The organism is Ramlibacter monticola, from assembly GCF_016722785.1.
Classification (GTDB): domain Bacteria; phylum Pseudomonadota; class Gammaproteobacteria; order Burkholderiales; family Burkholderiaceae_C; genus Ramlibacter; species Ramlibacter monticola.
Window position 1 is genome coordinate 838,370 of sequence record NZ_JAEQNE010000001.1, and the last position, 18,575, is coordinate 856,944.

Annotated in this window: 15 protein-coding genes; 8 read left to right on the forward strand and 7 right to left on the reverse strand. The window is 69.8% G+C overall.

Annotated elements, in window-relative coordinates; genetic code table 11:
• Nucleotides 1-117: 117 nt before the first annotated feature.
• The 5 genes from JJ685_RS03910 to JJ685_RS03930 all read right to left on the reverse strand — a co-directional run bounded on the left by JJ685_RS03910 (nt 118) and on the right by JJ685_RS03930 (nt 6,735).
• Nucleotides 118-1,392, reverse strand: coding sequence for a YeaH/YhbH family protein (locus JJ685_RS03910; RefSeq protein ID WP_201672872.1), 1,275 nt, complete (start codon nt 1,390-1,392; stop codon nt 118-120).
• A 72-nt stretch (nt 1,393-1,464) separates the two neighbouring features.
• A complete protein-coding gene (locus JJ685_RS03915; RefSeq protein WP_201672873.1) occupies nt 1,465-3,387 on the reverse strand; it encodes a PrkA family serine protein kinase in 1,923 nt (640 codons plus the stop codon).
• 330 nt (nt 3,388-3,717) lie between these two features.
• On the reverse strand, nt 3,718-4,728 hold the full coding sequence (locus tag JJ685_RS03920; protein WP_201673686.1) for an SIS domain-containing protein: 1,011 nt from the start codon (nt 4,726-4,728) through the stop codon (nt 3,718-3,720).
• Nucleotides 4,718-5,851 (reverse strand): N-acetylglucosamine-6-phosphate deacetylase, encoded by a 1,134-nt coding sequence (gene nagA, locus JJ685_RS03925; protein WP_201672879.1) that lies wholly within the window; start codon nt 5,849-5,851, stop codon nt 4,718-4,720. Before nagA ends, JJ685_RS03920 begins: the two co-directional genes overlap by 11 nt.
• Nucleotides 5,848-6,735 (reverse strand): BadF/BadG/BcrA/BcrD ATPase family protein, encoded by an 888-nt coding sequence (locus JJ685_RS03930; RefSeq protein ID WP_201672881.1) that lies wholly within the window; start codon nt 6,733-6,735, stop codon nt 5,848-5,850. Before JJ685_RS03930 ends, nagA begins: the two co-directional genes overlap by 4 nt.
• A 147-nt stretch (nt 6,736-6,882) precedes the next feature.
• Here JJ685_RS03930 and JJ685_RS03935 point away from each other — a divergent pair, with 147 nt between their 5' ends.
• Nucleotides 6,883-7,491: a 2-hydroxychromene-2-carboxylate isomerase gene (locus JJ685_RS03935; protein ID WP_201672883.1), complete on the forward strand. Its 609-nt coding sequence runs from the start codon at nt 6,883-6,885 to the stop codon at nt 7,489-7,491.
• Here the strand turns inward: JJ685_RS03935 and JJ685_RS03940 are convergent, their stop codons facing one another.
• Together JJ685_RS03940 and JJ685_RS03945 are read right to left on the reverse strand one after the other, a co-directional pair.
• Entirely contained in the window at nt 7,492-9,306 is a 1,815-nt protein-coding gene (locus JJ685_RS03940; protein ID WP_201672885.1) for an AMP-binding protein, read from the reverse strand. It lies immediately after the preceding gene.
• A complete protein-coding gene (locus JJ685_RS03945; protein ID WP_201672887.1) occupies nt 9,303-10,166 on the reverse strand; it encodes an amidohydrolase family protein in 864 nt (287 codons plus the stop codon). Before JJ685_RS03945 ends, JJ685_RS03940 begins: the two co-directional genes overlap by 4 nt.
• A 103-nt stretch (nt 10,167-10,269) precedes the next feature.
• Here JJ685_RS03945 and JJ685_RS03950 point away from each other — a divergent pair, with 103 nt between their 5' ends.
• From JJ685_RS03950 to JJ685_RS03980, 7 genes are all read left to right on the forward strand, one after another.
• Nucleotides 10,270-11,046 carry a crotonase/enoyl-CoA hydratase family protein gene (locus JJ685_RS03950; RefSeq protein WP_201672889.1) on the forward strand — a complete coding sequence of 259 codons (777 nt, stop codon included), beginning with the start codon at nt 10,270-10,272 and terminating at the stop codon, nt 11,044-11,046.
• A 32-nt stretch (nt 11,047-11,078) separates the two neighbouring features.
• Nucleotides 11,079-12,968, forward strand: coding sequence for a feruloyl-CoA synthase (locus JJ685_RS03955; protein ID WP_201672891.1), 1,890 nt, complete (start codon nt 11,079-11,081; stop codon nt 12,966-12,968).
• The gene (locus JJ685_RS03960) at nt 12,965-13,729 is read left to right on the forward strand and encodes an SDR family NAD(P)-dependent oxidoreductase (RefSeq protein ID WP_201672895.1); all 765 of its coding nucleotides are present in this window, start codon (nt 12,965-12,967) and stop codon (nt 13,727-13,729) included. Before JJ685_RS03955 ends, JJ685_RS03960 begins: the two co-directional genes overlap by 4 nt.
• Nucleotides 13,730-13,754: 25 nt before the next feature.
• A complete protein-coding gene (locus JJ685_RS03965; protein WP_201672896.1) occupies nt 13,755-14,891 on the forward strand; it encodes an ABC transporter substrate-binding protein in 1,137 nt (378 codons plus the stop codon).
• A 52-nt stretch (nt 14,892-14,943) separates the two neighbouring features.
• Nucleotides 14,944-15,981 carry a branched-chain amino acid ABC transporter permease gene (locus JJ685_RS03970; RefSeq protein ID WP_201672897.1) on the forward strand — a complete coding sequence of 346 codons (1,038 nt, stop codon included), beginning with the start codon at nt 14,944-14,946 and terminating at the stop codon, nt 15,979-15,981.
• 113 nt (nt 15,982-16,094) lie between these two features.
• Nucleotides 16,095-17,819: a branched-chain amino acid ABC transporter ATP-binding protein/permease gene (locus JJ685_RS03975; protein ID WP_236598781.1), complete on the forward strand. Its 1,725-nt coding sequence runs from the start codon at nt 16,095-16,097 to the stop codon at nt 17,817-17,819.
• Between the two features lies 1 nt (nt 17,820).
• Complete coding sequence (locus tag JJ685_RS03980; RefSeq protein WP_201672899.1) at nt 17,821-18,558, forward strand: ABC transporter ATP-binding protein; 738 nt, start codon at nt 17,821-17,823, stop codon at nt 18,556-18,558.
• The last annotated feature ends 17 nt before the right edge of the window (nt 18,559-18,575 follow it).

Consider the following 18,575-nt stretch of genomic DNA (forward strand, 5'->3'; position numbering starts at 1 on the left):
GGATAACCTTCATGCTACGCATTGCGGTACGAGCCCCTTCGGGCGGCCGGGCGGGGAGCACTGGAGTACCTTCGTGCTGCGCACTCCGGTATTCGCGCTTGGGGCGGCCCGGCGCGCTCATGCGGCCTGCGGCGTCTTCTTGAAGAGGTCACGGAACACCGGGAAGATCTGCGACGGGGTGCAGATCTTCTGCATGGCGAAGTGGGCGTTGGAATCGCGCACGCGCGTGTACTCCTCCCACAGGTTCTGGTCTTCGTCGGCCACCTGCACGTAGGCGTAGTAGCGCACCAGCGGCAGGATCTTGTTGTCCAGCAGCTCCCGGCACTTGGACGAGTCCTGCTGCCAGTTGTCGCCGTCGGAGGCCTGGGCGCCGTAGATGTTCCACTCGCTGCCCATGTAGCGCTGGCGGATGATCTCGTTCATCAGCGTCAGCGCGCTCGAGACCACGGTGCCGCCGCTTTCGGTGGCGTGGAAGAACTCGTCTTCCGTCACTTCGGCCGCCTGCGTGTGGTGGCGGATGAACACCACCTCGGTCTTCTCGTAGTGGCGCGAGAGGAACAGGTACAGCAGGATGAAGAAGCGCTTGGCGAGGTCCTTCCGGGATTCGTCCATCGAGCCGGACACGTCCATCAGGCAGAACATCACCGCCTTGCTGGTGGGCATGGGCTCGCGCACGCGGTTGCGGTAGCGCAGGTCGAACGGGTCCAGCCAGGGCACGCGCTTGAGGCGGGCGCGCAGTTCGGCGACGGCCTCGCGCAGCAGCGCGAGGTCCTTCTCGGGCATGCCGCTCCGCTCGGCTTCCTCCAGCTGCTCCTCGGCGCGGCGCAGTTCGACGCGGGCGTCGCCGCCCATCGCGATGCGGCGCGCCAGGCCCGTGCGCATGGAGCGCACGATGTGCAGGGCGCTCGGGCTGCCTTCGGAGACGAAGCCGGCGCGGCGGTACTTCCACTCCGGGACGTCGGCCAGCAGCTGCGTGCGGATCATCCGCGGCAGCGCCAGGTCGTCGAAGAAGTAGTTCATGAACTCTTCGCGGGAGATGCGGAAGACGAAGTCGTCCTCGCCCTGCCCGTCCTGCGACGCGCCGCTGCCGCCCGAGCCGCCCCCGCCGCCGCCCTGCGGCCGCTGGATGCGGTCGCCGCGGATGTATTCCTGGTTGCCCGGGTGCACCAGTTCCCGGCTGCCGCCGGGGGCGTGGCCGAAGGTCGGCTCGGACACGTCCCGCCGGGGCAGGGTGATGTCCGCGCCTTCCTCGATGTCACGGATGCTGCGGTCGCCGACCGCCTTGCGCACCGCTTCCTTGATCTGCTCCTTGTAGCGGCGCAGGAAGCGTTCGCGGTTGCCGATGGACTTGTTCTTGCCCGAAAGGCGGCGGTCGATGACCTGGTGGAGCATGGACCGCTCGCCACCGTTGCTATTGCTCACTGGGCGGCCCTTCCTCTCGTTAGGTCCTCGACGCGCCCGGCGTCACGAACTCTTGCGCACGCGCAGGTACCACTCGCAGAGCAGGCGCACCTGCCGCTTCGTGTAGCCCTTGTCGACCATGCGGTCCACGAAGTCCTCGTGCTTCTTGGCCTCGTCGGCCGAAGCCTTGGCGTTGAAGCTGATGACCGGCAGCAGCTCCTCGGTGTTCGAGAACATCTTCTTCTCGATCACCGTGCGCAGCTTCTCGTAGCTGGTCCACACCGGGTTCTTGCCCGCGTTGTTGGCCCGTGCCCGCAGCACGAAGTTGACGATCTCGTTGCGGAAGTCCTTCGGGTTGGACAGGCCGGCCGGCTTCTCGATCTTCTCGAGTTCGGCGTTCAGCGCCGCGCGGTCGAAGATCTCGCCGGTGTCCGTGTCGCGGAACTCCTGGTCCTGGATCCAGAAGTCGGCGTACGTGACGTAGCGGTCGAAGATGTTCTGGCCGTACTCGGAGTAGGACTCCAGGTAGGCCGTCTGGATCTCCTTGCCGATGAACTCCGCGTAGCGGGTGGCCAGGTGCTCCTTGATGTACGAGAGGTACTTCTGCTCCGTCTCGGCCGGGAACTGCTCGCGCTCGATCTGCTGTTCCAGCACGTACATCAGGTGCACCGGGTTGGCCGCCACCTCGTTCGAGTCGAAGTTGAAGACCTTCGACACGATCTTGAACGAGAAGCGCGTGGAGATGCCCGTCATGCCTTCGTCCACGCCGGCGTAGTCGCGGTACTCCTGGTAGCTCTTGGCCTTGGGGTCGGTGTCCTTCAGGTTCTCGCCGTCGTAGATCAGCATCTTGGAGTAGATGCTGGAGTTCTCGGGCTCCTTCAGGCGCGTCAGCACGGCGAACTGCGCCATCATCTTCAGCGTGCCGGGGGCGCACACGGCCTCCTGCAGCGAGGAGTTCAGGATCAGCTTCTCGTAGATCTTGACTTCCTCGGTGACGCGCAGGCAGTACGGCACCTTGACCACGTAGATCCGGTCGAGGAAGGCCTCGTTGTTCTTGTTGTTCTTGAACGCCTTCCACTCGCTCTCGTTCGAGTGGGCCATCACGATGCCGTCGAACGGGATCGCGCCGAAGCCTTCCGTGCCCTTGAAGTTGCCTTCCTGGGTGGCGGTCAGCAGCGGGTGCAGCACCTTGATCGGCGCCTTGAACATCTCCACGAATTCCAGCAGGCCCTGGTTGGCCAGGCACAGGCCGCCGGAGTAGCTGTAGGCGTCCGGGTCGTCCTGGGCGAAGGATTCGAGCTTGCGGATGTCGACCTTGCCGACCAGCGAGGAGATGTCCTGGTTGTTCTCGTCGCCGGGTTCGGTCTTGGCGACGCCGATCTGCTTCAGGATCGACGGGTAGCGCTTGACGACCTTGAACTTGCGGATGTCGCCGCCGTATTCCTCCAGGCGCTTGACCGCCCAGGGCGACATGATCTTCTGCGTGTAGCGCCGCGGGATGTTGAACTGCTGCTCCAGCAGCGGCCCGTCTTCCTCGTTGCTGAAGAGGCCCAGCGGGGACTCGTTCACCGGCGAACCCTTCAGGCAGTAGAAGGGCACCTGCTCCATCAGCTGCTTGAGGCGTTCCGCGATCGAGGACTTGCCGCCGCCCACCGGACCGAGCAGATACAGGATCTGCTTCTTCTCTTCCAGGCCCTGCGCGGCATGGCGGAAGTGCGAGACCACCTGTTCGATCGGCTCTTCCAGTCCGTAGAAGTCCTTGAACGCGGGATAGACCCGGATGATCTTGTTGCCGAAGATGCGCGACAGCCGCGGGTCGTGCCGGGTGTCCACCATTTCCGGTTCGCCGATCGCGGCCAGCATGCGCTCTGCGGCCGTCGCATACGTGAGCGGCTCCCTCTTGCAGAGATCGAGGAATTCCTCGATCGACAATTCTTCCTCGCGCTTCTGTTCGTAGCGGGTGAGGAAATTGCGGACGACGTCCATGAAGCCTCCTTCGTTAGCGGACTGCAGCGTCAATCGCTCGGTGCGGTGATCACTGTACTCCAGAGCCTCGGGCAACAAAGATTCCGCCCTGTAGGCCAAACCCCGACTTCACTGTAGGTGAACGGTAGATAAAAACAAGGGGCGGAACCGCTAGGGAACACCATGAGCGGCGTGTAAACCACAGTCCCCGTTCGGCCCTTTCGGGGCGGGGTCTTGCGGCCTGCATCGCACACATGCTCCATGTAGTCCTCAATGCAAGTCGCGGGCCCGCCGTTGACGCCATGCGTCGACCCGCAGTCTTGATCCTGCGCAAGATTCTGCGGCCGCGCGTCAGCTTGTCTTCGTGACCTTCTGCAGGTGCGGCGGGCGGTCGGGATCGTTGCCGCGGGCCCGGGCCAGGGCTTCGACCATGGGATAGAAGCTCTGGATCGCGCAGACGGGATCGAGCTCCGGAACGCTGCTTTCCACCAGGGGCAGGTTCGCATCGGGTGTCCCCGATGGTGCGGCGAGCAGCACGCGTGCACCACGGGCGCGCATCGCCTGCGCCAGTTCGAGCAGCCCGGCCTGCGCGGGCCCGCGGGGGGCGAACACGAGCAGGGGATACCCCTCCTCGATCAGGCGCATCGGGCCGTGCTGCACTTCGGCGCCGGAGAAGGCCTCGGCCTGGATGCCGCAGGTCTCCTTGAACTTCAGGGCCGCTTCCAGCGCCACCGGCAGGCCCAGGCCGCGGCCGATCACGAACAGGCGGTCGGCCTCGCGCAGCGCATCCAGCGCCGGCGACCAGTCCGCCTGGCTCGCGCGCTCCAGGGCCTGCGGCAGCTGCCGCAGGGCCGAGGCCAGTGTCGCATCATCCTGCCAGGCCGTCACCAGCCGCGCGCCGGACACCAGCTGCGCGATGAAGCTCTTGGTCGCGGCGACGCTCTGTTCCTGGCCCGCGTGCAGCGGGAACAGCCATTCGGCGGCGCGCCCCAGCGGCGAGTCGGGGACGTTGACGAAGGCGCAGGTGATGGCGTCGCACTGGCGGAAATACTGCGTCGGCCCCACGAGGTCGGGGCTCTGCCCCGATTGCGAGAAGGCGAAGGAGGCCAGGCCCTGGCAGCGGATCTCCGACTGGTACAGCGTGATCAGGGACATCGGCATCGACGTGACCAGCCGGCCCAGCCGGGCCATCACCAGGTAGGCGGCGTAGTGGGCCGCGTGATCCGAGCTGCCGCGGGCGATCGTCAGCAGCGCCGTCGGCGGCTGCTGCCGCAGGCGCTCGCCGAACGCGCGCCAGCGCTCGCCGTCTTCGCGCAACTGGCGCGCGACGGCCTCGGGCGCCTCGCGCGCCTCATCCAGCATGCGGGACATCGATGGAACCTCCTTCGACGAAGACCTCCTGCACGCGCAGCTCGCGATCGAGCACCACCACGTCGGCCCAGGCGCCGCGCTCCAGCCGGCCGCGGTCGGCCAGGCCCATGAAGTCGGCCGCGTGGGTGGCCAGCCGACGGGCGGCGTCCTCCAGTGGCACGCCGACCCCCTCGACCAGGTTGCGCAGCGCGCGGTCCATGGTCAGGGTGGAGCCGGCCAGCGTGCCGTCGGCGAGCCGCACGCCGCCCAGGCACTTGGTGACGGGCTGGCGACCGAGCTTGTACTCGCCGTCGGGCATGCCGGTCGCCGCGGTCGAATCGGTGACGCAGTAGAGGCCGGGAATGCAGCGCAGCGCCGCGCGGATCGCGCCGGGGTGCACGTGCAGCAGGTCGGGAATGATCTCGGCGAAACGCGCATGCGCCAGCGCCGCGCCCACCATGCCCGGCATGCGGTGGTGCAGCGGCGTCATCGCGTTGAACAGGTGCGTGAAGCCCAGTGCCCCGCGCTCCAGGGCCTGCACCCCGTCCTCGTAGCTGCCCAGCGTGTGGCCCACCTGCACCCGGAAGCCGGCGGCGACCAGCTGGACGATCGCTTCCATGTTGCCGGGCACTTCGGGAGCGAGAGTCAGCAGGCGGATGGGGGCCAGCGCATCGAGCTCGCGCAGTTCGGCCAGCGAGACGGGGCGGGCGAAATCGGGCTGCGCGCCCAGCTTGCCCTTGTTGATGTACGGGCCTTCCAGGTGCATGCCGAGCACCCGGGCCGCGCCGGGCGCGCCCGCGCGGCACAGCTCGCCGATGGGCGCGAGCGAGGCGCGCAGGTCTTCCATCGGGGCCGTCATCGTGGTGGCCAGCAAGGCGGTGGTGCCGTGTTGCGCGTGCCTGCGCGCGACCTGCAGGGCGGCGTCGCCGCCTTCCATGATGTCGCGGCCGGCGCCGCCGTGCACGTGCAGGTCGATGAAGCCGGGCAGCAGGAAGGGGCCGCTGCCGTCGCGGACGCGGTCCGCCGGCACCGACGAGCCCTCGACCGCTTCGATGCGGCCGTCGCCGCCCAGGCGGAGGGCGCCATCGAGCGCCCCGGAAGGCGTCAGGATGCGGCCCTTCACCGTGCGCGTCACAGGGTCTCTTCCGCTTGTTCTTCCAGCAGGCGGCGGGCGAGCGCCAGTGCCCCTTCGGCCGCGCCGGCCTTGGCCGGCACGAGGCGGCTGCGCAGTGCCGGCCGCATGCGGGGGGCCAGCCGCTCGCCGATGCTGCCGGCCAGCACCACCGGCAGGCGGCCGCGCGGGTCCACGGCGAGGACCAGGTCCTCGAGCGCGGTGGTCGCATCCTGCAGCAGGCGGGCCGCGACCGGGTCGCTGCCCTCGCACTCGAACACGGCGCGCGCGAGCTGCGCGAATTCGAACTGCCCGGACTGCTGGCACCAGTCCTGCAGCGATTCCCGTTCGTCGCCGCAGTGCATCCAGACCCGGCGCGCCAGCGGGCTGGGGTTGACCCGGCCGTCGAAGGCGGCGAGCCCGTGCCGCACCGCCTGCAGGCCCAGCCAGCCGCCACTGCCTTCATCGTCCACGCGGAACCCCCATCCGCCGACTGTAGCGCGGCTGCCGTCGGCACGGAGCGCTTCGGCGATGCTGCCGGTGCCCGCGATCACGATCGCGCCGGGCTGCCCGCCATGGGCGCCGAGCAGCATGGTGAAGGAGTCGGTCTCGGCCTCCAGCCGGGCGAAGCCGGGGTCGCTCGCCAGGAAGGCCTCGCGCCAGGGCCCGTGGCTCACGCCCGACAGCCCGGCCGCGAGGGCGCAGCGCTTCCAGGTGGGGATGGGCAGGCCCGCGGCTTCGAAAGCACGACGGGCCGCGGCCTGGACGTTCTCCCAGGCCTGCGGCACGCCCTGCCCGAGGGCCGAGGGGCCCGCGGTTCCGGTGCCTACCGTCTCGCCATGAACCCGCTGGACCAGGGCCCGGGTGCCGCTGCCTCCACCGTCGATGCCGATCAGGTAGTCCACCATCGAATAAGGTCCCCTCCCTCCACTGGCTACTGGCTGTTCTCCTTACGTTAGAAGGGGAATGGGCAGGCGAGTTGCAGCTCAGCGGAGTGGGCGTTCGCGCCGTGCGCGCGTCGGAGGCGACGGACGAGCCGTCGCTAAGCTATGCGCATGCCCGCGCCGCTCGTCTTCCATTTCGATTTCATCTCGCCCTACGGGTATTTCGCCAGCCTGCGCGTCGAAGAGCTGGCGGCACGGCACGACCGGACCGTGGACTGGCGGCCCATGCTGCTGGGCGTGAGCGTGCTCAAGGTGATGGGACTCAAGCCGCTGCTCGACACCCCGCTGAAGGGCGACTACATCCGGCACGACGTGCGGCGGCACGCCCGGCGCCACGGCCTGCAGCTGGGTCGCGACCTGGAGGCGCCAGTGGGCAGCCCGCTGCCGGCCGCGCGCGCCTTCTGCTGGGTCCGGCAGCACCGTCCCGCGCTGCAGGGTCCGGTCGCGCATGCGCTGTACCACGCCTACTGGGCCGAGGGCCGGGACCTTTCCACCCCCGAGGCGCTCGCGGGGATCGCGCTGCCGCAGGACCTGGATCCGGCCGAGCTCGCCGGCGCGGCGGCGGGCGAAGAGGCCGCGGCGCTGCTGCGCGAGATGGTGGCGGCCTCGCTCGCCGCCGGCGTATTCGGCTCGCCTACCCTCGTGGTCGACGGCGAGCCGTTCTGGGGCGCGGACCGGCTGGCCGACGTGGACGAGTGGTTGCGCTGCGGCGGCTGGTGATCAGCCGGCGAAACGGAATCGCGTCTCCACCGCGATCGCGCCGAGCGCGTCGCGCAGGCGCTGCTCCAGTTGCGGATCGGCCGCGCCCGGGACGGTCGCATCGGCCACATAGCCGCCGCCCTTCTCCGCGACCGTGAGCTCCAGTGCGACGCCCGGTGCGGCCGCCGCGAACAGCTCGCGCAGCTTCAGCTCGATGGCGCGGGCCCGCAGGGCCGGCTTGTAGACCTTGCCGACGGCCGTGGTGGGCAGCGTATCCAGCACGACCACCCGCCGGGGAACCGCCGGGCGCTCGTAGACCTGGGGCGCGACTTCGCCGAGCAGCGCTTCCGCCGCCAGTTGCGTTCCCGGCTTGAGCGTGACGAAGGCGGCCGGCACTTCGCCCGCGTGCGCGTCGGGCTCGCCCACCACGGCGCACATCGCCACCGCCGGGTGCGCGAGGAAGGCGTCCTCCACCAGGCCGGGGTCGATGTTGTGCGAGCCGCGGATGATCACGTCCTTGGCGCGCCCGGTGACATGCACGTACCCCTGCGCGTCGAGGTGGCCCAGGTCGCCGGAGACGAGCCAGCCCTGCTCGAACAGGCCCGCGTCGCGGGCGGGGTCGGTGTAGCCGGGGCTCACGTGCGGCCCGCGCAGCACCACGATGCCCGTTTCGCCGACGCCGAAGGGCTGCCCGGTGCGCAGGCTGTCGCGCCAGGGCACGACGCGCACGTCGCTGTAGGGCAGCCGCAGGCCGGCGGAGCCCGGCACGCGCGGCCCGTGGAAGGGCTCGATCGAGACCAGCCCGGCGCATTCGGTCATGCCGAGGATGTTGCGCACCGGAATGCCCGGGCCGTGCTCGAAACGCTGCGCCAGCTCGGTGGGCAGCGGCGAGCCGCCCGTGTACGCCACCCGCACGCGGGAGATGTCGGCGTCGACGGGCAGGTTGCACAGGTTGGCCAGGATGGTCGGCACGCAGGCGAGCGCCGTCACCCGCTCGCGTTCGCAGAACTTCCAGTAGTTGCGCAGCAAGCCCGCATTGCGCATGCCGGTGACGGTCGGCAGCACCTGCGTGGCGCCGATGGCCAGCAAGGCCAGCCCGTAGACGAAGGCGCCGGCGACGTGGAACAGCGGGAAGCCGTTGATCTCCACCGTGTGCTCGTCGAAGCCGTAGAAGCGGTGGGCGAACCAGGAGGTGTGCGCCTCGTTGCCGTGCGTGTGCTGCACGAGCTTGGGCGCCCCGGTGGTGCCGCCGGTGTGGAACAGGGCCGCGATGCGCTCCGGCGCCAGCTGCGGATCGAAGGCGAGCGTGTCCGGTTCGGCCGCGAGCGCGGCCTCGAAGCCGTCGCCGATGCGCAGGACCGTGCGGCGTTCCAGCCCGGGGACGCGCTGCACGGCGGACCAGAGGTCGAGGTCCGGATGCGGACCCAGCGCCACCACCACCTTGGCGCCGCTCGCGTCGAGCAGCGCCGCGATGTGCTCCGGCTGCAGCATGAAGTTGATCGGACAGGCGCGGCCGGCGAGCTGGGCGCCCCACAGCGCGCAGTGGGTGGCCGGGATGTTGGGCGCGAGGATCGCGACCGCGTCCCGCGGGCCGACGCCGAGCCGGCGGAACAGGTTGGCGGCGCGGTGGATGTTCGCCAGCAGTTCCGCGTAGGACATGCGCACGGGCGCGGTCGCGAGCTCGCCGTCCGGCAGGAAGGTCAAGGCGGTGCGGCCGGCGAACTGCCGCGCCGCGCGGGCGATCAGGCCGTAGGTCGTGCGCGCCGGAATCGCCTCCTCGTAAGGCGTGCGCTCGAGCGCCTCGATGTCCGCGAGCCCGCGGAAGAATGCGCTCACGCCAGCCCCAGCAGCCGGACGGCGTTGCCCTTCAGGATGCCGGGCATCACCTCCGGCTTGAAGCCCGCCTCCTCGAAGTCCCTCATCCAGCGTTCGGGCGTGATCAGGGGGTAGTCGCTGCCGAACAGGATGCGGTCCTTCAGCAGGGTGTTGGCGTACTGCACGAGCTGCTTCGGGAAGTACTTCGGGCTCCAGCCGGAGAGGTCGATCCACACGTTGGGCTTGTGCGTGGCCACCGAGAGCGCCTCGTCCTGCCAGGGAAAGCTGGGGTGTGCCATCACGATCTGCATGTCCGGGAAGGAGATCGCGACGTCGTCCAGGTGCATCGGGTTGCTGTATTCGAGCCGCAGGCCGCCGCCGCAGCGCATGCCCGAACCGATGCCGCTGTGGCCGGTGTGGAAGATGACCGGCATCCGGTGCGCGTCGATCACCTCGTACAAGGGCCAGGCCATCTTGTCGTACGGATGGAAGCCCTGCACCGTCGGGTGGAACTTGAAGCCCTTGATGCCTTCCTCCCTGATCAGGCGCTCGGCCTCGCGCGCGCCCATCTTCCCCTTGTGCGGGTCGATGCTGGCGAAGGCCATCATCATGTCGGCGTTCTCGCGCGCGGCCTGCGCGATCTCCTCGTTGGGGATGCGGCGGCGGCCGAGGTTGGACTCGCTGTCCACCGTGAACATCACGAGCCCGATCCGGTGCTCGCGGTAGTACGCGACGGTCTCGGCGATCGTCGGCCGGCGATCGGACTTGAAGTACTTGTCGGCGGCGCGGTCGTACTCCTCCCCGTAGTTGTCGAAGGGGTTCCAGCAGCTGACTTCGGCGTGGGTGTGGACGTCGATGGCGATGAGGTTGGCGTGGTCCATGGCGAGCGACCTTTTTGGGAAGTCCCTAGGGTAAGTCCCGAGCGTCCGGATGTTGATGATCGTTATCCCGCATAACCATAATCCGGCCACTCGCTCCAACGCCATGACCGCCACCCAAGACCTCCAGCTCGAGATCGACGGCGAGATCGCCGTGATCCGCCTCAACCGCGCCGCCAAGCGCAACGCCCTCTCGGATGGGCTCGTGCTGGCCGTGCGCAGCACCTTCGAGAACCTGCCGTCCACCGTGCGCGCCGCGGTGCTGGACGGCGCCGGCGACCACTTCTGCGCCGGCCTCGACCTGTCGGAGCTGAAGGAGCGCGATGCCGGTGCCGGCCTGCACCACTCGCGCATGTGGCATGCGGCGCTGGAGGAGGTGCAGTACGGGCCGGTCCCGGTCGTCGCCGCGCTGCACGGCGCGGTGGTCGGCGGCGGCCTCGAACTGGCCGCGGCCTGCCACATCCGCGTCGCCGACACGACCACCTTCTACGCGCTGCCCGAAGGCGCCCGCGGCATCTTCGTGGGCGGCGGCGGCGCGGTCCGCATCCCGCGCCTGATCGGCGCCGCGCGCATGGCCGACATGATGCTCACCGGCCGGGTCTACCAGGCCGAGGAAGGCGAGCGCGCCGGCTTCGCCCAGTACCTGGTGCCCGCCGGCCAGTCCTTCGCGAAGGCGGTGGAGATCGCGCGGCGGGTGGCGCAGAACGCGCCGCTGACCAACTTCGCGCTGACGCACGCGCTGCCGCGCATCGCGGAACAGCCGGCGGACCAGGGCTTCCTCACCGAGGCGCTGATGGCCGCCATCGCGCAGAGCGCGCCCGAGGCCAAGCAGCGCGTGCGCGACTTCCTCGAAGGACGCGCCGCCAAGGTCGCCAAGTCCTGAACCCCGAAGCCCGCCAGAGGCAAGGAGGAGACATGCGCAGTCCGATCGTCCACATTCCGTCGCCGGCGAAATACCGGGCCCTGCGCTTCGGCGTGACGCGCGCGCTGCTGCGCGACGGCGCCGGCGGCGTGCGCTACCTGCGCGGCGAAGGCGAACTGCAGTCGCATTCGCTGCGCATGACGGACCGCCTGGTGCACTGGGCCGAGACCGAGCCGGAGCGGGTCTTCATGGCGCGCCGCCGCCGCAACGCCGATGGCAGCACCGGCGAGTGGCAGTCCGTCAGCTACCGCGAGGCCCTGCAGCGCGCCCGCGGCATCGGCCAGGCCCTGCTCGATCGCGGCCTCGACGCCGAGCGGCCGGTCGCGATCCTGAGCGAGAACGGGCTGGAGCACGCCCTGCTCGCGCTCGGCTGCATGGTGGTGGGCATCCCGCATTGCCCGGTGTCGCCGGCCTACTCGCTGGTCAGCCAGGACTACGACAAGCTGCGCCACGTCTTCGCCACGCTCACGCCGGGCCTGGTGTTCGCCGCCGACGCCCGCTATGCGAGGGCGATCGCGGCAACGGTGCCGGCCGATGTCGAGGTGGTCCTCGCCGAAGGCGAAGTCGCGGGCGGCCAGGTCACGCCGCTGGCGCAGCTTCTGGAGACGGCGCCGACGCCCGCGGTCGAGGCCGCGATGCACGCCACCGGCCCCGACACCATCACCAAGTTCCTGTTCACGTCCGGCTCCACGAAGCTGCCCAAGGCGGTGATCAACACCCATCGCATGTGGTGCGCCAACCAGCAGCAGATGCGCCAGTCGATGCCGGTGCTGACGGAGGAGCCGCCGGTGCTGGTGGACTGGCTGCCCTGGAACCACACCTTCGGCGGCAACCACAACGTCGGCCTCACGATCTACAACGGCGGCACGCTCTACATCGACGACGGCAAGCCCACGCCGGCGCTGATGCAGGAGACGCTGCGCAACCTGCGCGAGATCGCGCCGACCGTGTACTTCAACGTGCCCACCGGCTTCGAGGCGATCGCCCACGCCATGAAGGCCGACCCGGTGCTGCGCCGCAGGCTGCTGTCGCGGGTGCGCATGTTCTTCTATTCCGGTGCGGCGCTGGCCCAGCCCGTGTGGGACCTGCTGCACGAGGTGCAGGAAGAGGAGATCGGCGAGCGCATCGTGATGGGCACCGGCCTCGGCATGACCGAGTCGGCGCCCTTCGCCGTGTTCGTGACCAATCCCGACGTGCGCTCGGGCCACATCGGCCTGCCCACCGTGGGCATGGAACTGAAGCTGGTCCCGACCGAGGGCAAGACCGAGATCCGCTACAAGGGCCCCAACGTGACGCCCGGCTACTGGCGCAATCCGGAGGCGACGAAGGAAGTCTTCGACGAGGAAGGCTTCTTCCGCACCGGCGACGCGGTGCGCTGGATCGACCCGGACGACCCCGACCTGGGCCTCAAGTTCGACGGCCGCATCGCCGAGGACTTCAAGCTCGCCACCGGCACCTTCGTGAGCGTCGGGCCGCTGCGGGCGCGGATCATCGCCGCCGGCGCGCCCCATGTGCAGGACGCCGTGATCACCGGGCTGAACCGCAACGAAGTGGGCGCCCTGCTCTTTCCCACGCCCAAGGTGCGCAGCCTCGCGCCGCACCTGCCCGCCGACGCGCCGCTGCAGGAAGTGCTGCGCAGCGCCGCCGTGCAGGACCACTTCCAGGGCGTGCTGGAGACCCTGGCGCTGCAGGCCACCGGCAGCGCCAGCCGCGTCGCCCGCCTCTACCTGCTGGACGAGCCGCCGTCGATCGACCGCGGCGAGGTCACCGACAAGGGCTCCATCAACCAGCGCGCCGTGCTGAAGCACCGCGACGCCCTGGTGCAGGCCTTCCACGAGGACCGGCTGCCCTTCACCTTGAAACCCCGCGAGGAGAACGCATGAACATCCAGGGACAGGCCGCGCTGGTCACCGGCGGCGCATCGGGCCTCGGCGAAGCCACCGCGCGCGAGCTCGCGCGGCTGGGCGCCAGGGTCGCCGTGCTCGACGTCAACCTGGCGCAGGCCGAGAAGGTCGCCGCGGACATCGGCGGCGTGGCCTGCCAGTGCGACATCACCCAGACCGACAGCCTGCAGGCGGCGCTGGCGAAGGCGGCCGAAAGGCACGGCCCGGCCCGCATCCTGATGAACATCGCCGGCATCGGCACGGCCAAGCGCATCGTGCAGAAGGACGGCAGCCCGGCGCCGCTGGAGGAATTCGCCCGCGTCGTCAACATCAACCTCGTCGGCACCTACAACGCCAGCCGCCTGTTCGCCGCCGAATGCGCGAAGCTCGCCCCGCTGGAAGACGGCGAGCGGGGCGTCATGCTCTTCACGGCCTCGGTGGCCGCCTTCGACGGCCAGGTCGGCCAGCAGGCCTACAGCGCGTCCAAGGGCGGCCTCGTGGGCATGACGCTGCCGATGGCGCGCGATCTCGCGCAGCACGGCATCCGGGTCTGCACGATCGCGCCCGGGCTGTTCGCCACGCCGCTGATGAAGCAGTTGCCCGAGCCGGTGCAGCAGTCGCTCGCGGCCTCGATCCCCTTCCCGCAGCGCCTGGGAAAGCCGGAGGAGTTCGCCCAGCTGGCCTGCCACATCGTGGGCAACACCCACCTCAATGGCGAGGTGATCCGCCTCGACGGCGCGCTGCGCATGGCGCCGCGCTGACCAGAATTTCACCCTGGAGACAACAATGAACTTCGTACGCTCCCTGATCGCCGCGGCCGTCGCGCTCGGCGCCGCCACCGGCGCGCTCGCCGACATCAACGTCGGGGTCTCGATCTCGCTCACCGGTCCCGGGTCCGGCCTCGGCATCCCCACGCAGAACCAGCTCAAGCAGTTCCCCAAGGAGATCGCCGGCGAGAAGGTCAACCTGATCATCCTCGACGATGCTTCCGACCCGGCCAAGGGCGTGAGCAACACCCGGCGCCTGATCACCGAGGACAAGGTGGACGTGATCCTGGGATCCGTGCTCACCCCCGTTGCCGCCGCCATGGCCCCGGTCGCCGCCGAGAACAAGGTGCTGCAGATCGCCGCCTCCCCGGTGGGCGTGCCGCCCGGCCAGGACCACTGGCTGTTCCGCCTGCCGCAGGGCAACGACGTGATGGCCCACGCCGTGTTCGAGCACATGAAGAAGCAGGGCGTGAAGACCATCGGCTTCATCGGCTACACCGACGCCTACGGCGAACTGTGGCTGAAGGCCGCGCAGGCCGAGGCCGAACGCAACGGCATGAAGATCGTGGCCGTGGAGCGCTTCGCCCGCACCGACACGAGCGTGACGGCGCAGGCCCTGAAGCTGGCGTCCGCCAATCCCGACGCCATGCTGGTCGTGGCCACCGGCTCCGGCGCCGCGATGCCCGAGAAGGCGATCGTGGAGCGCGGCTACAAGGGCAAGATCTACCAGACGCACGCGGCCGCCACGCCGGACCTGGTGCGCATCGGCGGCAAGGACGTGGAGGGCACCTTCGTCGTCTCCGGCCCCGCGGTGGTCGCCGAGCAGCTGCCCGAAAGCCATCCCTCCAAGAAGACCGCCATCGACTTCGTGTCGAAGTACGAGAAGGCCAACGGCGCCGGTTCCCGCAACCAGTTCGCCGCCCATGCCTACGACTTCCAGCTGGTGATGGAGAAGATCGTCCCGGTCGCCCTGAAGAAGGCCAAGCCGGGCACGCCGGAATTCCGCGCCGCCCTGCGCGACGCGATGGAAGGCATGGGCCGCACCGTCTTCTCGCACGGCGTGATGAACTGGACCAAGGACGACCACTGGGGCTACACGAAGGAGACGGGCGTGATGCTGAAGGTGCAGGACGGGAAGTTCGTCGTCGAGAAGTGATTCGACCGGGGGTGGTGGCACTTCCGCCCCACCCCGGCCCTCCCGAGAACCCATGGACCTTTCGATCGCCGGCATCCTCGCGCTGGACGGCCTGACCAATGGCGCGGTGTATGCCCTGCTCGCGCTGGCCACCGTGCTGGTCTTCGCCGTCACGCGCGTGATCTTCATCCCGCAGGGCGAGTTCGTCGCCTTCGGCGCGCTGACGCTGGCCCTGTTCCAGACCGGCAAGGTGCCGGGCACCGTCTGGTTCCTGCTCGCGCTCGCCTTCGCCGCCGCGGTCGGCGAGCTCTTCACCGGCTGGCGGCAGCGCATCCCGCCGAAGCGGATGGTGCTGCAGCTGGTGCGCACGCTCGCCTGGCCGGTGATCGCCTCCGCCGTCGCGGTCTGGGCCGCCCCGCGCGGCTTCCCGCTCGTGGTGCAGGCCCTGCTCACGCTGGCCCTGGTCACGCCGTTCGGCACGCTGATCTACCGCCTCGCCTACGAATCGCTCGCGGACGCCTCCGTGCTGGTGCTGCTGATCGTCTCGGTCGGCGTGCACTTCGCGCTGGTCGGCCTGGGGCTGTTCTTCTTCGGCGCCGAAGGCTTCCGCAATCCCGCGTTCTGGGACCAGCGCTTCTCCGCCGGGGCGCTGACGCTCAGCGGCCAGACCGTGATCATCTTCGTCGCCTCGCTCGCGCTGATCGTGCTGCTGTACCTGTTCTTCGAACGCACCCTCACCGGCAAGGCGCTGCGCGCCACGGCGGTGAACCGCGCCGGCGCCCGCCTGATGGGCATTTCGTCCAGCGCCGCCGGCCGCACGGCCTTCACGATGGCGGCGCTGATCGGCGCGCTTTCGGGCCTGCTGATCGGACCGACCACCACCATCTTCTACGACAGCGGCTTCCTGATCGGCCTCAAGGGCTTCGTGGCCGCGGTGTTCGCCGGGCTGGCGAGCTACCCGCTGGCGCTGGTCGGGGCCCTGGGCGTCGGCTTGCTGGAAAGCTTCGGCTCCTTCTGGGCCAGCGCCTTCAAGGAAGTGATCGTGTTCGGCTCCATCCTGCCGGTGCTGCTGTGGCGTTCGCTGGCCGACCCGCACGTGGAGGAACATTGATGGACCGCAGCCTCGCCTCCCCCGCACCGGACGCCGCACCGGACGCCGCGCCGCGGGTGCGACCGCGCGCCGGCGGGCTGCAGCGCTTCGCCTTCCCGCTGTTCGCGCTGGCCATGCTGGTGCTGCCCACCCTGCCGGTGCCGGATTTCTGGATCACGCAGAGCATCTACATCGGCCTCTATGCCCTCGTCGCGCTGGGCCTGGTGCTGCTCACCGGCGTCGCCGGCCTGACCTCCTTCGGCCAGGCCGCCTTCGTGGGCGTCGGCGCCTACACCGCCGCCTTCGTGACGGTGAAGCTCGCCGGCTCCCCCTGGGTGGCCTTGCTGCTGGGCGCCGGCCTCACCGTGCTGACCGCGCTGGTCCTCGGCGCGATCACGCTGCGCATGTCGGGCCACTACCTGCCGCTCGCCACCATCGCGTGGGGACTCGCCCTCAACTACACGCTGGCCAACATGGAGTGGCTGGGCAAGTACGACGGCATCCTGGGCGTGCCCACGCTGAAGGTCTTCGGCGCCGACCTCGGCAGCGGCCGCGGCCTGCACGTCCTGGTGTGGATCTTCGCCCTGCTGGCCGCCTGGGGCTGTTCCAACCTGCTGGACTCGCGGCCGGGGCGTGCGATCCGCTCGCTGCGCAACGGCGCCACCATGGCCGAGGCCATGGGGATCTCCACCTTCCGCCACAAGCTGGTGGTGTTCGTGCTGGCCGCCGTGCTGGCCGCGGTGTCCGGCTGGCTGTTCGCATTCTTCCAGCGCACCGTCCAGCCCAGCCCCTTCTCCATCGCCAAGGGCATCGAGTACCTGTTCATGGCGGTGCTGGGCGGCGTGTCGCACGTGTGGGGCGCCTTCCTCGGCGCCGCGGTGGTCAAGCTGGTGGAAGACCAGCTGCAGGTGCTGCTGCCCAGGCTGATCGGCACCAGCGGCAACTTCGAGACCATCGTGTTCGGCATCGTGCTGGTGGCGGTGCTGAAGTACGCGCCCGACGGCCTCTGGACCTTCGTGCTGCGCCGGCTGCCGCGCATCGACCGCAGGTGCGACTGGGACGGCGCCGCGCCGCTGCCCGCCCGCGCCAAGCCCGCGCGCGGCGAGCCGCTGCTGCAGGTGGAGGCCGTGCGCAAGCGCTTCGGCGGCCTGACCGCCGTGAACGACGTGAGCTTCGAGATCCGCGCCGGCGACCTCGTGGGCCTCATCGGCCCGAACGGCGCCGGCAAGTCGACCACCTTCAACCTGGTCACGGGCGTGCTGGCCCTCAGCGGCGGGCAGGTGCGCTGGCGCGGCGAGACGATCGGCGGGCTGCCCTCGCGGGAGATCGCACGCCGCGGCATCTCGCGCACCTTCCAGCACGTGAAGATGATCCCGGAGATGACCGTGCTGGAGAACGTCGCGCTCGGGGGCTACCTGCGCGGATCCTGCGGCACCGCGCGGGCGATGCTGCGGCTGGACCGCGAGGAGGAGCGCCGCCTGTTCGCCGAGGCCGAGCGCCAGCTGGCGCGCATCGGCATGGCCGACCGCATGCACGAACTGGCGGGCAACCTCGCGCTCGGGCCGCAGCGCCTGATGGAGATCGCTCGGGCGCTGTGCACCGACCCTGCCCTGCTGCTGCTCGACGAGCCCGCGGCGGGCCTGCGCCACAAGGAAAAGAAGGCGCTGGCCGACGTGCTGCGCCAGCTGAAGGACGAGGGCATGAGCCTGCTGCTGGTGGAGCACGACATGGAATTCGTCATGGGCCTGACCGACCGCATCGTGGTGATGGAGTTCGGCACCAAGCTGATGGAGGGCACGCCGGCCGAAGTTCAGGCCAGCCCGCAGGTGCGGGCCGCCTACTTGGGAACGGAGCATTGACATGGCCGACGCCCTACTCCAGGTCCGCGAACTGCACGCCGGCTACGGCCGCGCCGAGGTGCTGACCGGCCTCGACTTCGAGCTGCCGCGCGGGCAGGTCGTGACCGTGATCGGGCCGAACGGGGCCGGCAAGTCCACCACCCTCAACGCCCTCATGGGCCTGCTGCCGGCACGCGGCCGCATCGTCTTCGACGGCCAGGACCTCGCCGGCACCACGCTGGAAGAGCGCGTGATGATGGGCCTGGCGCTGGTGCCGGAGAAGCGCGAGCTGTTCGGCACCATGCCGGTGGAGGACAACCTGGTGCTGGGCGGCTACCGTCCCATGAAGCTGGGCGTGGCCGACTGGCGCAAGGGCCTGGAACGCGTCTACGAGCTGTTCCCGCGCCTGAAGGAGCGCAGGCTGCAGCTGGCCGGCACTCTCTCGGGCGGCGAACGCCAGATGCTGGCGGTGGGCCGCGCCCTGATGGCGCAGCCCAAGCTGCTGATGCTGGACGAGCCGAGCCTGGGCCTCGCGCCGCTGGTGGTTCGCGAGATCTTCCAGACCATCGCGCGGCTGCGGCGCGAGGGCGTGTCCATCCTGCTGGTGGAACAGAACGCCCGCGCGGCGCTGGAAGTGGCGGACCACGGCTACGTGCTGGAGACCGGCGAGATCAGCCTGCAGGGCCCTGCGGCGCAGCTGGCCGGCGACCCGCGCGTGATAGAGACTTACCTGGGTGCGGCGCGGGCGCAAGCCACGTGACACTGGCGGCCTTCCAA

Coding starts and splice junctions, on each gene's coding strand:
- JJ685_RS03910 (WP_201672872.1), bottom strand. CDS start 1,392: ATGCTCCACCAGGTCATCGACCGCCGCCTTTCGGGCAAGAACAAGTCC.
- JJ685_RS03915 (WP_201672873.1), bottom strand. CDS start 3,387: ATGGACGTCGTCCGCAATTTCCTCACCCGCTACGAACAGAAGCGCGAG.
- JJ685_RS03920 (WP_201673686.1), bottom strand. CDS start 4,728: ATGCTGGATGAGGCGCGCGAGGCGCCCGAGGCCGTCGCGCGCCAGTTG.
- JJ685_RS03930 (WP_201672881.1), bottom strand. CDS start 6,735: ATGGTGGACTACCTGATCGGCATCGACGGTGGAGGCAGCGGCACCCGG.
- JJ685_RS03935 (WP_201672883.1), top strand. CDS start 6,883: ATGCCCGCGCCGCTCGTCTTCCATTTCGATTTCATCTCGCCCTACGGG.
- JJ685_RS03945 (WP_201672887.1), bottom strand. CDS start 10,166: ATGGACCACGCCAACCTCATCGCCATCGACGTCCACACCCACGCCGAA.
- JJ685_RS03950 (WP_201672889.1), top strand. CDS start 10,270: ATGACCGCCACCCAAGACCTCCAGCTCGAGATCGACGGCGAGATCGCC.
- JJ685_RS03955 (WP_201672891.1), top strand. CDS start 11,079: ATGCGCAGTCCGATCGTCCACATTCCGTCGCCGGCGAAATACCGGGCC.
- JJ685_RS03960 (WP_201672895.1), top strand. CDS start 12,965: ATGAACATCCAGGGACAGGCCGCGCTGGTCACCGGCGGCGCATCGGGC.
- JJ685_RS03965 (WP_201672896.1), top strand. CDS start 13,755: ATGAACTTCGTACGCTCCCTGATCGCCGCGGCCGTCGCGCTCGGCGCC.
- JJ685_RS03970 (WP_201672897.1), top strand. CDS start 14,944: ATGGACCTTTCGATCGCCGGCATCCTCGCGCTGGACGGCCTGACCAAT.
- JJ685_RS03975 (WP_236598781.1), top strand. CDS start 16,095: ATGCTGGTGCTGCCCACCCTGCCGGTGCCGGATTTCTGGATCACGCAG.
- JJ685_RS03980 (WP_201672899.1), top strand. CDS start 17,821: ATGGCCGACGCCCTACTCCAGGTCCGCGAACTGCACGCCGGCTACGGC.